Source organism: Eubacterium sp. AF17-7 (genome assembly GCF_003461285.1).
GTDB lineage: Bacteria > Bacillota > Clostridia > Lachnospirales > Lachnospiraceae > Eubacterium_U > Eubacterium_U album.
In genome coordinates, this window is record NZ_QTWU01000011.1 from 1 (window position 1) to 14,264 (window position 14,264).

Here is a 14,264-nt window from a genome sequence, read left to right on the forward strand (position 1 = left end):
AGGCCTATTAATTATATTTAAATATTAATTTACAGAAAAACTTTCACACTCTCTTATTATAATAAAAAAGTCGGAGCATTTATACCTGCCTCCAATTGTTAAATTAACTAATGGAATCGGTACAAACGCTCCGGTTTTTTAACCGAATTATTATGAATCACATATATAAAGAGCAGACGCTTTTCATCTGCTCCACTTATTTTATGTTGTATTTATTTAATTTAGATTAAATACAATAGTCATTTGTTTGATTTTCTTCTAACTGCCACTGAACTAAATCTGCCAATGTAATATTATCAACTACATCTTTTACTGCATCATTTATCTTCTGCCATACTCTAACAGTTGCGCATCCTGTCATTCTTTCACATGGTTCTGCATCATCTTCCACACATGCAACAGGAGCTAATGAGCCTTCTGTTAATCTTAAAATCATTCCTACTGTATATTCTTCCGGTTTTTTCTTTAATAAATATCCACCCTGAGGTCCTCTTGTACTTCTTACATAGCCGGCTTTATTTAAAACTGAAATAATCTGTTCCAAATATTTATCAGATATTTCCTGTCTCTTTGCAATATCTTTTATACTTACCGGTGTATTTCCCTCCGAATGTTCTGCAATATCAAGCATTAATCTCAATGCATATCTTCCCTTTGTAGAAATTTTCATTATATTTACATCTCCTATTAGTTTTCATTATTTAACAGATGCCTAAATTTATAATATAAATTTATTTTGCGTAATCGTTAATTAAAATTGCAACAATTATAACGTCAAATACTTCTCAGGCATCTTTTATCTTTAATAATATAAATGTATTATAGAGCATAATTCATACTTTTTCAATAGGAATTAAGAAGCATTTAGTGTTTTATCTTTTAAGCATCTTTCTAACAGACTCCAAATCTACTCTTTTTATACCCATAAAGAAACTACCGCTTCACAAATCTACATTTGTAAAGCGGTAGTACCGTAAAAAAGAAAACTATTAGTAATAATTGACATAACAATTATTAATGATAACCTATATAATTAATTGGTATGATAAACAAACTATTGAGAGTTCTAGTTGATATGTTTATCAATACTAATTATATAACATTGTGTTAATAAGATGTCTTACGGATTGTTTTGTGTAATACACTTTCACAATACCTGCATCCATAAAATTATTTGGATAAATTAATTTATCCTTTTACTGCACCTACTACCAAACTTTCCTGTACCTGCTTACTCAAGAAGAAGTAGATAATAATTGTTGGCAATGTTGCAATTACCATACCTGCTCCAATTAATCCCCATTCTGTCGAATACTGTCCGGCAAGTGACATAATACCTACAGGAAGTGTTCTGAACTCATCACTGTCAACAAATGTATTTGCTAACATCAATTCATTCCATGTTCCTAAGAATGTAAATATTGAAGCTGTTGCAATGGCTGATTTAACCATTGGGAATATGATTTGTATAAAACATTTAAAAATTCCGCATCCATCAATATAAGCCGCTTCTTCCATTTCTCTTGGAATTCCTTTATAGAAACCTACCAGAATCATTATACTCATAGGAAGCGCTCCGGCAATGTAAGGAATTAACAATCCTAAATATCCACCTTTAAGTCCCAGTCTATCTAAAATCTGAAACAATGGTAACAATGCTGCCTGCGCTGGTATCATAATTCCAATCATAAATAACCCATATACAAGGTTTCTTAATTTCCATATCATTCTTGAAATGGCATATGCTGCCATTGATGAAATTATTCCTGCTGCTACTACCGTAACCACTGAATAAAATACTGAATTAAGGAAATATCTGATTAAATTTGATGAACTCAATGCTGTCACATAATTATCCCATCTCCATACATGAGGAAGTCCAATTACATTTTCACCAAATATTTCCGTGTTGCTTTTTAACGAAAATGTTATAAGCCAATATAGTGGAAACAACTGAGTTAAAGCAATTAATAATAAGATAGCAAATTTTATTGCTCCCATAATTTTTTTCTTTTTCATTGTGCCCTCCTATACTGCTGAAACATTCTGCTCTGCTTTTTTAAATATTCTGTTAACTATAAATGTAAATATGAGACACTCTATTACTATAAAGAACGCCTGTGCACTTCCATATCCATACAAACCTTTTCTAAATAAATTATTGTACATTAGCGTAGCGGGAACTTCACTTATGTGGTTTGGACCTCCACCTGTCATAACATAAACAAGGTCAAAGGCTCTTAATGATCCGGTTATTGCAAATATTACGCATGTTTTTATTACCGGAACAAGTAAAGGTAATGTAATTTTCATATGAACCTGCAACGTTGACGCTCCATCTATCTGAGCTGCTTCATAATAGTCTGTTGAAATAGACTTTATACCTGCATAGAAAATAATCATATGATATCCTATGTACTGCCATATAGACGGAATTAAAACCGTCATAAAAGCATCCTTTGTTAGCCAGGAGTGCTCATATTTAGGATTGAAGTATCTGATTACGGTGTTAATTACACCGTAATCATTATTAAACATTTTAAGCCACAACTGTCCTATAACCATACTTGATATTACAACCGGGATAAAATATACAGTTCTGAAAAATCCATCGCCTTTCACTCCTCTTGATAATACCAAAGCTAAAATTAATGATATAGGTAACTGAATAAATACTGATGCCACTACAAGAATCAAAGAGTTCTTTACTGCAAGTGGGAAATATCTGTCTTCAGTAAACAATTGTATGTAGTTTTTTATACCAATAAAGGTTTTTGTTCCAATTCCATTGTATTCAAAAAAACTGTAAATTCCTGACGTAACTAATGGAATCAAGGTAAATCCTAAAAACAATAGTAGCGCCGGTAATATAAATATTAATATGTATTTCTTATTTCCAAGCATTTTTTCCATAACACTACCTGCCTCACTTATTATTTACCGTTAATAGCTGCCTTATGTTCATCTATAAATGCATCAATGTCTGCACCATCTGCAAATAATGTCTGAACCTGTTCATTATGTACTGCTGCCGGTTCTGATTCTAATGATGTATCCCAAGCAAGTACACCCTGTTTTCCTTCTGCTAATAAATCTTTAATCTGGATAAATAATGGGTTTAAGTTGCTTTCATCTGCAGGAGTTGTCCATCCACTGAATCCTGATCCTGTTTCATATGAAGCTACGCCCATTTTTTCATTAATGTAAATACAGAACTTAGCTGCTTCTTCTTTGTATTTAGTGTTATTGTTAACCCAGAATGATTCAACGAATCCACCACAGTAATCTGTTGCTTCACCTTTTCCATCTGCGATTGTTGGAATCTTTAATGCTACTACTTCTTCAGGTTTAATTGTTGCTGCATCGTCTGTGTATACATTGTTTGCAAACCAGCTTCCCATAAGTCTCATAGCTGCTTTTCCATTTTCAAATGCTGCATTTGCGTCATCATTTCCCTGTTCTAAAGGATTGTCACCAAATGCTCCCATTTCATATAAATCACTTACTTTCTGTGCTGCTTTCTTGAATCCTTCATCTCCGAATTCTTTGTTTCCTGATAACATTTCGTTAACGCCTGTTGCACCTACTTCTCTTAAAGCTAATGCCTGATATACGAATGCTGCATTCCATCCGTCTTTAGCACCTGCTGCCATTGGTGTAACACCATCTAATTTCTTTAATTTCTTAACTGCATCTACTAATTCATCGTATGTAGTTGGTAATGTAGCTCCTGCCTTGTCAAACATTGTCTTGTTACAGAATAATGTCATATACCATGAAAACATTGGTACTGAATATAATTTTCCATCAAATTCAAATGCTGATGTTGAACCTTCTAAAATCTTTGACTTAACATCATCAGTTACATAGTCATCTAATGCCATAACTTTTCCTGCATCAACTAACTTCTTTGCTGTACCTGCACCCCACCAATAGAATACGTCGATTCCTTTTGCGTCTCCGGCAAATTCAGCGTTAATCTTTGTCTTGTAAGCTTCTGTATCCAAAGTTTCTGTCTTAATCTTAACACCTGAATTTTCTTTTTCATAAGCTTTAACTGCCTCTTCATATTTGCCCTTAAGTTCATTAGTATCATTTGACCACTGATGCCATACATTTAATGTAATTGTACCGTCGTCATTTTTAGCATCGCTGCTACCACCTTTGCTACCACATCCTGCCATTGAGAATGCCATTGTTGAAGCTAAAGTAAGCGCCAACACTTTCTTAAATAAATTTTTTCTCATTATAAATCCTCCTCAATTTATTTGATATTCAAAGTATACTTAATCAGATTCTCTATCTCAATTTAATATTTTGACTAAAAAAGGTTAAAAATTTTACTATAAATTTTTAACCTTTTTTATTAACATCTGTATTCTTTTACTGTCTTTCCTGTCTGCTTTTTAAAGCAAATACAGAAATAATGTGAATCTTTAAACCCAACTTTTTCCGCAACTTCATACACTTTTAAATCAGTCTGTTTAAGAATTTTTTTGCTTGCTTCTATTCTCTTTTCGGATACATATTCTATAAAGCTTACTCCATATGCCTTCTTAAATTCCCTGCTTAGATAACTTTCATTTGTATATAAATCTGTCGCCGCTTTCTTTAATGAAAGTTCTGAATTGTATAAATTTCTATTAACATACTCTAAAGCATCTTCTATAACATTTTTATTACGTTTAGATTTTTTTTGATTATGATATTCATAAACAATTTTAATATATCCTTTGGCACATTCTAAGGCATCTGTAACACTTCTAATCGCTCTTACATCCTTAAAAACATCTTCTTCATTTATTAACTGATACAAATTTATTCCATACTTATTAAGAGTCGAACCTGCACGTAAAATAATTGTCATTGTCATAAGTTTTAAATATTCTTCATCAGCTATCTTGCCTTTTTTAATTACTTCAATATAATCTTTAATGTATTTCAGCATTTCTTCTTCCCTGCAATTATTTATAGCTTCCGCAAATTTATCCCAGTCAAGTTCTATTTTAGAATTATTTTGCTTCATAACCTCCTGGTATTCAGAATATGTAACCACTCTGTTTCTTCCAAGCAAAACTGAAACTCCAAGTGCCTTATCTGCCTGACCATATGCCGATGCAATGCCACAAAATCCTATATTTTCACCACTTATTCCGATGGTTGCAGTTATTCCAATCTTATTTAATTTTTTATGCAATGCTTCTGCATAATTAATGCATTCATCTAAATCCTTATTTACAAAATAAATTATTATATTATGCATAAAATGAACAAACGAAATCATATTGTCGTTATTTTGATTTTGAACTAATTCATAAACTTTTTTATAATTTTCCTCTTCCTGATTATCTTTAATTTTTACATCTATGCATACACAACCATCAAGAAGTTCTTTGCAGTTATATGTATCCATTTTTTTCACTGCTTCTTCTTCATCTATTCTATTTTCAACAAGCCTTAAAAGAAAACTTTCTTTTAGTATGTCATAATTATTCTCCATGCTTTCTTTTAATTTAGCCACCTCTGTAGCCTCTTTGTTTCTCTGGTTAATCTCCTCTTTTAATTTAGCCATCACTTCACTTATTTCTTTTATGTTAATTGGCTTTAAAAGAAATTCGTCAACACCTAAATTGATAGCTTTTCTTGCATATTCAAATTCCCTGAATCCTGTTACAATTACAACCCTGCATTTAGGATGTGCTTTCAATAGTGCTTCAGTAAATTGTAGGCCATCCATTCCCGGCATATTAATATCAGTCACCACAATATCCACCTCATGATAATTTATATATTCCAATGCCTCTTTTCCGGACGCTGCTTCCCCTACAATCTTAAAACCATTTTCTTCCCATTTATATCCTTTGCGAATTAAAACCCTCTCTAATTTTTCATCATCCACCAACAATACATTTAACATAATTATTTCTCCGATTTTTTGCTTAATTTAATGTATTTCCACTTTACATTTATACTATTTTGTCTGATTGTACATTTACACTATTGCAAATCTTACTCTGATTTTATCTTACCTACAGTAACAATTATTTCTGTTCCAACACCTATTTCACTCTGAATTATCATTGGATTCTCTATTTCATCCATTAACTTTATTCTCTGTATTAAGCTATAAAGTCCAAATCCCGATTTTCCAGTAACAGATTTACCTTCCATTATTTCCTGTATTCTTTCTTCACTCATTCCAACCCCATCGTCAGATACAATAAATATTATTTCATCATCCTGTTCAAATACTTTTATATTTACAGTTCCCTCTTCTCCATTTAATCCGTGATGTACTGCATTTTCCACTAAAGGTTGAAGTAAAAGTTTAAGAACTTTCTCTTTTTTTACCGATTCTTCTATTTCATAATTAACTTTTATCTGATTGTCGTATCTCATGTTTAATATTGTAATGTAACTTTCGATACTACTTATTTCATCCTCAACTGTTATATAATCAAGTCCACTGTTTAGACTGTTCCGATAAAAATTTCCTAACGCCTGCGTCATCTGGAAACATTTTTCATTTTCCTCCATTAATGCTAATGCCGAAACCGCATCTAAAGTGTTATATAAAAAGTGTGGATTTATCTGCGCCTGTATTATGTCTAACTTGCCTTTTGCAATAATTCTTTCTTCATCCTTTACCTTTTTCATTAAAGATTTAACAGACAAAATCATATGGTTAAATACTTTTTTAAGGCTTGTGATTTCATTATCATTTTCTACAACAGGCATTGTCACAAATTCACCGTTTTCAACTATTTTCATATGTTTTTCTACTTTTGCAAGTGGTTTAAATATGAGATATGTAAGTAACATTGAGCATATAAATACAAATACAACATTTAAACACATAATTACCACTATCACTGTCGAATAGTATGGAGCTAAAGATGTAATGTTATCCATTGAAAATACTCCGATAAGTTTCCAATCCTGTATTCCTATATCCTGACTTGCAACAACACTTTTTCCGTCTTTATTATTTACTTCCATGTACTCCTTAGACATATTTTTTGCAATTTTTGTATACTTTTTAAAATCACGCTTTTTGTCTTGAGGCTCAATAATATAATTTCCTTTCGAATCAACTATGTAGAACTGATTCTTGTAATCATTACTAACCTGATTAAAATAGTCCTGCAATACTAAATCATCAAAAGTTATTAGAAGTGTAGCCAAAGGTTTATAATCTCTCTTATCTACAATCTGTCTTACATAGCACAGATAATCATTAGGTGCATAATATTCTATTGTTCCATCGCTTCCGTTATAGAAAAATCCGTTTCCATTTGCTTGCTGCATTTCCTTATACCAATTTGTATCCTGGATTTGCTTATTTATTTTTTTTGGTGGTCTCTTATAAGAATTATAACAATTATTATATTTATCAAATATATATACTCCGGAAATGTATTCTCCGGATAATATCATATTAAACAAACTCTTTGTTATGTTTTTTTGATAATTCAAATTAATATTCTCTGAATTTATTTGTCTTAAAGAATCCTGTACGATATCGTCAAAATATATCTGTGTTGAAAATTGAGTTACATTATCAAAAATAAGCGCTAAATTTCCCTGAAGTGCATTTACTGTCTGCACTCCTGCCTTACCAACTTCAATTTTCGTATATCTTCCGTTTACAGCTGAAATTAATGTAAACGTCATTATAAATGACAATAAAAGAACCGCAATATAAGTCAGAATAATCTGCGTTCTTATCTTTGCTTTTTTCCATTTTTTTAATAATTTATACACTTTTCTCTCCACCATACATTATATTACAATTTTCTTTAAAAATTGTTTATGAACTTCATCTGTCGTTTTTTAGTACTTATAATTTTTTATAATATTTATGCTGTTTCACTCATATACATAAACATACTTTATAAACCTATAACTGCAAATTAACTTATATAAAGTTCATGAACATTTCCATGTCCAATATAACAAATACCCTCCTTTTATAGTAAATGATTAGGGCCAAAATGTAAATATTTACTATTTTTTATTGTAAAACAAAAATGCCTGCAACCTCTTTTTCTATAAAGGATTGCAGACAATATAATTTCCATCTCGCTGATGCGGCATTCGCCGCATCAAAAAAAAAAAGAACAGGTTCTTTCTGAAAACTAGCTTTCTAAAGAACCTGTTCTTTTTTTGTGTATGTGGACTCATTGCTTCGCACATATATATGCCGGCGACCGGAATCGAACCGGTACGATATTGCTACCACAGGATTTTAAGTCCTGCGCGTCTGCCAGTTCCGCCACGCCGGCGAACCCGTTGAATAAATAATGGGCAGAGAAGGATTCGAACCTTCGAAGGCGTTGCCAGCAGATTTACAGTCTGTCCCCTTTGGCCACTCGGGAATCTGCCCATTTGTTTCCAACAATAAATATTTATACCATAATTTTTTTATTTACGCAACCATTTTTTCTACTAAATCAAGCTAAATTAGGCACCATCAGATACCGCATAATTGACATCCTTTTTTCCAAGTCATATACTTGTCTATATTATGAAATTGGCTATTTATATATTAAGAGAGGAATTTAACAATGGTGAAATTTTCATCTTCGAGAAATAAGAAATCCATGAAGAAGCGAAATCTTTTAATAGCTATTTTGATTGTTGCGATGCTCGCTTTTTCTGTGGCAGGAACATATATATTTATGTATTTTTCCAGTGGCAAAAATCCAACAGAATACAAGAAAACTAATGCAACATCTCAGTCAAATAAATCTAACAATAATTCAGCTATCAACAATAACTCTGACAGCATGAATGATAATGAAGATGACTCAATCATAAATCCATATGATTGGGATAAGATTGCTAAAACAAACAAAGATATTTATGCATACATATATATTCCCGGTACAAAAATTGAATTGCCGGTTGCGCAATCTGATGATTCTAAAGATGATTCCTTTTATCTTACACATAATGAAAAAGGAAATTATGAATTTTCAGGTTGTATATATAGTGAAAAAATAAACTCAACTGATTTCACTGACCCCGTAACTGTATTTTATGGTCATAATATGTTAAACGGCACAATGTTTGCACACTTACATTATTTCGAGAAAAAAGACTTCTTTGATAAACATGAATATTTTTATGTTTATACACCTAGTCACAAATTAACATACAGAGTTTACTCAGCTTATGTTTATGATGATACTCATATTTTAAAAGCATTTGATTTTTCGGATATTCAGGTGCGAATGGACTATTTCAAGACAACTCTTAATCCAAGCGTTTCTAATGCAAATGTTAGAAAAGATGTAGCTTTAACTCAGGACAGTAAAATATTAACACTTAGCACATGTACTTCAGGAAAAAGTAATACACGATATATTGTAAATGGACTATTTATTAAAGATGACGTTACAGACTAGGTATAGTTATATAAAACTAATTGTGCATGCATTGAAGCGCAATATCAATGACATTATAACTCTAAATCAAATCTTACAAATAAACCCAGACTCCCACTATGATTGACAAAGATTATTCTTAACAAAGAACAACAAATAAAAATGAACCTATAGATTTTCAATATTTGACAAAATTACATTCTGCCAAACACTATCTTAAATATACAGGTTCATTTTTATATTCTATAATTTATATTTTATTATTTATTTTAGATTTTAATTGACGTATATATAATTTTATGCTAACCGGAAATATATGTCTATTCTACACATTTATATAATTTCTGCTAACTGAAAATATATGTCTATTCTACACATTTATATAATTTATGCTTCTTCCATGCATCTATATATTGGGGGTTATTACACACATCTATTTTGTTCTATAAACTACTAAATAATCATTTGCCCCGTCAATAAGGTTATTACACACATCTATTTTGTTCTATAAACTACCGCGCTACATGCAGGAATGGTAACTGCTATATCACCATTTTCTACCATTACCGGAATTCGACCCACATTATACAATTCCTCAGATGTTTCCATTAATCGTTCCATTACGTTTCCATTTGGAATGTTTAACTGCCAAACAGGAATTTTCACATTGATTTCATGGTCTGATGTATTGATAGCTGTTACTGTGCCATTTAATGCATCAAATCGTCCATAACTTAAATAATTGTTGCCCCAGTCTAATTGCTTGTAAGAACCTTTCTTCAATTCATCGCAATGATTGTGTATAAAAATCATATCTCTGTAAAATTCGATTAATTCAAAATCTTCTTTGCCCCAAGGATATGTTCTTCGGTTGTCCGGATCTGTCCATCCACACACGCCGGCTTCATCCCCATAATACAATGTTGGTGCTCCCGGCAGAGTCATCTGCATTACGACTCCCTGTTTAAATATGGCTTTCTTTACATTTTCATTTGCCGCTTCTGCTCCTGCAGTTGCAATTCTTCCAGCCATACCGTTTGTTCTTGTCATAAATCTTGAATGATCATGATTTGACAATTCATTCATTGCCACTAATAACGACTGATTCTGGAATTGCGCCATATGATATTTCATTGCATCATTAAAGCTGTGGGCATTTCCCTTAAGTTCCGGTTTTACATTGTCAGAATGTTTATCAACACCTGTTAAAAACCAGCTTACAGGATCCATGAACGCATCATAATTCATTACCGTATCCCATTGGTCGCCCTTTAGCCATTCTCCCGCTTCGCCATAATGTTCTGCTAAAATAATTGCATCCTTATTTGCTTCCTTAACTGCCTTTCGGAATTTACGCCAGAATTCATGATTAAATTCACCACTATGTCCCAAATCAGCTGCAACATCTAATCTCCATCCATCAACATTATAAGGAGGTGAAACCCACTTTTTTGCAATGTCTAAAATATACTGTTGCAACTTTTCACTATCTTCATAATTAAGTTTTGGCAAAGTATCAAATCCCCACCATCCTTCATATGTTGAATTGTGAGGCCACTGACCGCCATTAAATTTAAAAAAAGAATTATATGGGCTGTCCTGAGAAATATATGCACCTTTCTCATAGCCATTCTCTTCTCTATAAATTTCCTCGTAATCCATCCATTTGTTAAAAGAGCCACAATGGTTAAATACGCCGTCAATAATCACTTTAATTCCACGTTTATGAGCCTCTTCTACTAATTCAATAAACAATTCGTTACTTGCTTCAAGATTTTTCTTATTTGTAACTCTTGAAATGTATTTTGTTGCCTTTGAATTATCTGTCTCTCCATCTTTTAATACATCCCCCTCATCAACAACTATTTTTCCAAAATGAGGGTCTATATAATCATAGTCCTGTGTGTCATACTTATGGTTTGAAGGAGATACGAACAACGGATTAAAATAAATAGCCTTTACGCCTAATTTTTCCAAATAATCCATCTTATCTATAACTCCCTGTAAATCACCACCATAAAACTGTCTGGTATCGTCTGCTGCCGGATTTTCATACCAGTCTTCAATTTTTTCTACGCCTTTTCCAATATACGCATATTCATTTGTTTCAACATCGTTTGTTTTATCTCCGTTGCAAAAACGTTCTACATATATCTGGTACATAACTGCACCTTTTGCCCAATCCGGTGTATTAAATCCGGGTGTTATTGAAAAGTCATAAACATCTGAGTAGCTTGTATCAGCTCCTGCTATATTGTAAAACAGGATTTCATTTCCATCTATCTCAAATCTATATCTATAACATCTGTTTTCAAGGTGAATTCTTACAGTATAATACTCAAATATTTCATCCTGATAACATGATGTCATTTGAATTCTTTCATTATCAATAATTATATATACTTCATTTGCCATTCTATGGCCTACGCGAAGTATAAAGCTATATTTATCTGTCTGTTTATTGTATCTGCAAAACTGTTCTGTTCCGTCATGAAAAATAGAATTTCTATTATGGTTCATATTGTTCTCCTAAATATAAAACTATATAAAATTTCCTAAAAAAAAATCAGGAAATAAACATTACTTTTCAACTATCTGTTTGTAACTGTCATATATATTATTTCATATATTATTCAATATCTTATTCCAAACCTACTCACTAAATTATATTACATATTTGCATAAATTGGTGCTATTTATTTTTATACAAACAAAAAGGACAGCTGCTACTGCTGTCCTTTTCGGAGAAGGTATTCGTTTTTTCTTTGGGGTGTAGCAAAAAAAACTATATAATGTATTGGGGGGTTTTACAATAATTATTATAGCATAAAATCAACTGTTGTAAAGCGTTTTGTTACCGATAACAACACTTTTTATCTTTTGCACAATTTATTATTGTTTATTATTGTTTTTTATTAGTATTTTACACAATTTCTTGTTTTTTAAAACATTTTTATTAGTCATTATTACTTTTGTTAAAAAATACTTTCGAATTCCTGTTGGTTTATCTTCTCTTTTTCGATCAACATTTGAGCACATTTTTGTAATTGTTCCATATGATCTTCGATAATTTTTTTAGCATCTTTGTAACATGTATCAATGATATTTTTTACTTCTTCATCAATTACTGATGCTGTATGTTCTGCATATCCTTTTGACTGTGCTAAATCACGTCCAATAAATACTTCTTCAGAATCGTTATCATAATTTATTAAACCTAATCTGTCAGAAAATCCATATTTTGTAACCATTGCCTTAGCCATTGCAGTTGCCTGTTTAATATCTTGAGATGCTCCTGTTGTAATATCATCAAGAATTATTTCTTCTGCAATTCTTCCACCAAGGCTTACCATTATTTCCTGAATCATATGTCCTTTTGTATCAAACATTTCATCTTTTTCAGGTAATGGCATTGTATAACCTGCTGCTCCTGCTCCTGTTGGAATAACTGAAACCGTATGAACAGGTCCTACGTCAGGCAATACATGGAATAAAATTGCATGGCCTGCTTCGTGATAAGCTGTAATACGTTTCTCTTTGTCAGAAATAATTTTACTCTTCTTTTCTTTTCCAACCCCAACTTTAATAAGTGCTTTATCAATATCTTCCTGAATAATAAATGCTCTGTCAGATTTTGCTGCAATAATAGCCGCTTCATTTAAGAGGTTTTCCAAATCAGCTCCTGTAAATCCTGATGTAATCTGTGCGATTTTTTCCAAATCAACATCTTCGCCTAACGGCTTATTCTTTGCATGAACTTCAAGTATTCCCTTTCTGCCTACAACATCAGGTCTTCCTACTAATACTTTTCTGTCAAATCGTCCCGGTCTTAAAATAGCCGGATCAAGAATATCTACTCTGTTAGTAGCTGCCATAACAATGATACCTTCATTAACACCAAATCCGTCCATTTCTACAAGCATCTGGTTTAATGTCTGTTCACGTTCATCATGGCCACCACCCATTCCTGTTCCCCTTCGTCTGGCAACAGCATCGATTTCATCGATAAATATAATACATGGTGCATTTTTCTTTGCTTCTGCAAATAAATCTCTTACTCTGGAAGCACCTACGCCTACAAACATTTCCACAAAATCAGAACCTGAAATTGTAAAGAAAGGCACCTTAGCTTCACCTGCAACAGCTTTTGCTAATAATGTCTTACCTGTTCCCGGAGGGCCTTCTAATAAAACACCCTTTGGAATTCTTGCTCCTAAATCTATATATTTTTTAGGATTCCTTAGGAAATCTACAATTTCTTCAAGTTCTTCTTTTTCTTCAATAAGACCTGCGACATTTGAGAAATTAATATTCTTAACATCAAGTACAAGTCTTGCGCGGCTCTTACCAAAGTTAGCCATTTTTGCATTGCCTGCATTGGCACTACCATTCATAACCATAATAATAACAATTACAACACCTGCCATTAATAGCACCTGTATAATTGATATCATCAATGAATTATCACCTGCAACATCAGTAACTGTAGGCTTAACATCTGTATCTATTTCATCTATATCACTAATTACTTTATTTACATCTGTTACATATACTACTTTTCTTGATTTATCCTTTGATAAAACAACAACAATACTTCCTGATGGTACCTCATTATTTTGTCTGATTGTAACTTCTGATACATTTCCAGCCTTTAAATCAGTAATAAAATCATTATATTTATAATCACTGTCTTTCGTTGAAAATATTGAAAATGCATACATACCTACAATCATTAATGCTATAACTATAAAGTAAATTCTAAATCCTCTTGAACTATTCTTCAATTTTTCACCTCCTATGGTAGTATTTTGTATCGCTGTCAGTAAAATTTCACGCATCCGTCATCTTAATCGGAGGCAAATTTTTTTGAATATT

The 14,264-nt window shown here is 32.0% G+C and carries 9 protein-coding genes and 2 tRNA genes; 1 reads left to right on the forward strand and 10 read right to left on the reverse strand.

The genetic code is table 11. The features are described 5' to 3' along the window. Positions 1 to 226: 226 nt before the first annotated feature. From DWW96_RS09705 to DWW96_RS09740, 8 genes are all read right to left on the reverse strand, one after another. Positions 227 to 670: an Rrf2 family transcriptional regulator gene (locus DWW96_RS09705; protein WP_117910260.1), complete on the reverse strand. Its 444-nt coding sequence runs from the start codon at positions 668 to 670 to the stop codon at positions 227 to 229. A 518-nt stretch (positions 671 to 1,188) separates the two neighbouring features. Beyond that, positions 1,189 to 2,019, reverse strand: a complete 831-nt coding sequence (locus DWW96_RS09710) for a carbohydrate ABC transporter permease (protein ID WP_117910261.1) — start codon at positions 2,017 to 2,019, stop codon at positions 1,189 to 1,191. Between the two features lie 9 nt (positions 2,020 to 2,028). Continuing rightward, entirely contained in the window at positions 2,029 to 2,913 is an 885-nt protein-coding gene (locus DWW96_RS09715; protein ID WP_117910262.1) for a sugar ABC transporter permease, read from the reverse strand. Between the two features lie 20 nt (positions 2,914 to 2,933). Continuing rightward, positions 2,934 to 4,247 (reverse strand): extracellular solute-binding protein, encoded by a 1,314-nt coding sequence (locus DWW96_RS09720; protein WP_243003061.1) that lies wholly within the window; start codon positions 4,245 to 4,247, stop codon positions 2,934 to 2,936. 119 nt (positions 4,248 to 4,366) lie between these two features. Further along, on the reverse strand, positions 4,367 to 5,917 hold the full coding sequence (locus DWW96_RS09725) for a response regulator (RefSeq protein ID WP_117910263.1): 1,551 nt from the start codon (positions 5,915 to 5,917) through the stop codon (positions 4,367 to 4,369). Positions 5,918 to 6,009: 92 nt separating this feature from the next. Beyond that, on the reverse strand, positions 6,010 to 7,764 hold the full coding sequence (locus tag DWW96_RS09730; RefSeq protein ID WP_158562682.1) for a histidine kinase: 1,755 nt from the start codon (positions 7,762 to 7,764) through the stop codon (positions 6,010 to 6,012). Between the two features lie 437 nt (positions 7,765 to 8,201). After that, positions 8,202 to 8,285: transfer RNA gene (locus DWW96_RS09735), tRNA-Leu, on the reverse strand. 19 nt (positions 8,286 to 8,304) lie between these two features. Next, positions 8,305 to 8,386: transfer RNA gene (locus DWW96_RS09740), tRNA-Tyr, on the reverse strand. A 181-nt stretch (positions 8,387 to 8,567) separates the two neighbouring features. On the opposite strand from DWW96_RS09740, the gene DWW96_RS09745 reads away from it, so the two are divergent. Beyond that, complete coding sequence (locus DWW96_RS09745) at positions 8,568 to 9,410, forward strand: class B sortase (protein ID WP_117910265.1); 843 nt, start codon at positions 8,568 to 8,570, stop codon at positions 9,408 to 9,410. 474 nt (positions 9,411 to 9,884) lie between these two features. On the opposite strand, the gene DWW96_RS09750 is transcribed toward DWW96_RS09745, so the two are convergent. Both DWW96_RS09750 and ftsH read right to left on the reverse strand, forming a co-directional pair. Beyond that, positions 9,885 to 11,909 carry a glycoside hydrolase family 13 protein gene (locus DWW96_RS09750; RefSeq protein WP_117910266.1) on the reverse strand — a complete coding sequence of 675 codons (2,025 nt, stop codon included), beginning with the start codon at positions 11,907 to 11,909 and terminating at the stop codon, positions 9,885 to 9,887. A 455-nt stretch (positions 11,910 to 12,364) separates the two neighbouring features. Continuing rightward, the gene (gene ftsH / locus DWW96_RS09755) at positions 12,365 to 14,173 is read right to left on the reverse strand and encodes an ATP-dependent zinc metalloprotease FtsH (RefSeq protein ID WP_278286582.1); all 1,809 of its coding nucleotides are present in this window, start codon (positions 14,171 to 14,173) and stop codon (positions 12,365 to 12,367) included. Between the last annotated feature and the right edge of the window lie 91 nt (positions 14,174 to 14,264).